This is a genomic window from Collinsella sp. AM20-15AC, assembly GCF_003471405.1.
In the GTDB taxonomy this organism is placed as follows: Bacteria; Actinomycetota; Coriobacteriia; order Coriobacteriales; family Coriobacteriaceae; genus Collinsella.
This window is the reverse complement of sequence record NZ_QRJA01000067.1, coordinates 1-1,094: the sequence shown is the minus strand read 5'-3', so window position 1 is coordinate 1,094 and position 1,094 is coordinate 1. Positions and strand designations below refer to the sequence as shown.

1 protein-coding gene is annotated in these 1,094 nt (G+C 56.3%); it reads left to right on the top strand.

The window, feature by feature from the left end:
* Window positions 1-73: 73 nt before the first annotated feature.
* On the top strand, window positions 74-1,012 hold the full coding sequence (locus DW233_RS10090; RefSeq protein ID WP_118082033.1) for an AEC family transporter: 939 nt from the start codon (window positions 74-76) through the stop codon (window positions 1,010-1,012).
* Window positions 1,013-1,094 lie beyond the last annotated feature (82 nt).

Sequence of the window (1,094 nt, the reverse complement as noted above, 5' to 3'; positions counted from 1 at the left end):
GAGAAGTTCGCGAAGCCCACTTCTCAAAACAAAGCAGGCGCCCCGGCCCTCGTGGAATAGATAAGGGGGAAGCATGAGCTTTACGAGTGTGGCGCTTCAGATGTTGACGGTTTCGCTGCCTATTTTGTTGGGGTGGTGTATCGCCAAGCTGGGGTTTATGAAAGCGGAGTTCGAGCGCGAGCTGTCGCATCTGCTGTTGCAGGTGGCGCTACCGTGCTTGGTGCTTTCGTCAGCGCTGGGCGATGATGTGAAGCTTCCGAGCATTGCCGAGACGTTTTCGCTCATGGGTCTGTCCTTTGTGATGTATGTGGTGGCGACCGTTATCGCGTTTGCTGTCACCGCTGCTCTTCGCGTTCCCAAAGGGACAGAATGCTCGTATCGCTTCGCCGTGCTTTTCGGTAATGCCGGGTTTATCGGTTTTCCGGTTATTTCGGCGGTGTTGGGAAAACAAGCGCTGTTGTATGCATCGATTGCGCTTATCCCCCTAAACCTTCTTATGTTTACCGTCGGTGCCATGTTATTTAGCGGAATGGATGGCGGCCTTAAAAAGCAGATGCGCAATATTGCCGCCTGCTGCAAGAGTCCTGGTCTCATTGCAAGTGCTGTTGTGCTTGGGATCGTGCTAACCGGATGGACCGATTGGGGCGTGTTGGGCGACTCGATTTCCATCGTTGGCACCATGACCACTCCAGCGGCATTGTTGCTCATGGGATCGTCTATCGCCAAGTACCGTCCGCTCGAGATGCTCACCAACTGGCGTGCCTATGTTGCCGTGGCATTTCGCCTGGTTGTCGTGCCGGTGGCATGTCTTGCCGTCGCGCGCTTGTGGCCCGGCATGACGCCCATGTTTATTGCGACGCTTGTGCTCGATATGGCAATGCCGGTGGGCAGCAACGGTACGCTGTACTGCCTTCAATACGGTAAGGATGCACGCCCCATGATGCAGTGCACGTTTTTGTCGATCATCTGCTCCATTCTGACTATCCCACTCGTAGCCACGCTGTGTGGGTAGGCATTCGGGACGGTCTCGCGCTGGGGCCTTGCCCGGCGGGGTTGCCTTGCTCCGGGAAGTGGGCTTCGCGAACTTCCCGGAG

Coding starts and splice junctions, on each gene's coding strand:
- DW233_RS10090 (WP_118082033.1), top strand. CDS start 74: ATGAGCTTTACGAGTGTGGCGCTTCAGATGTTGACGGTTTCGCTGCCT.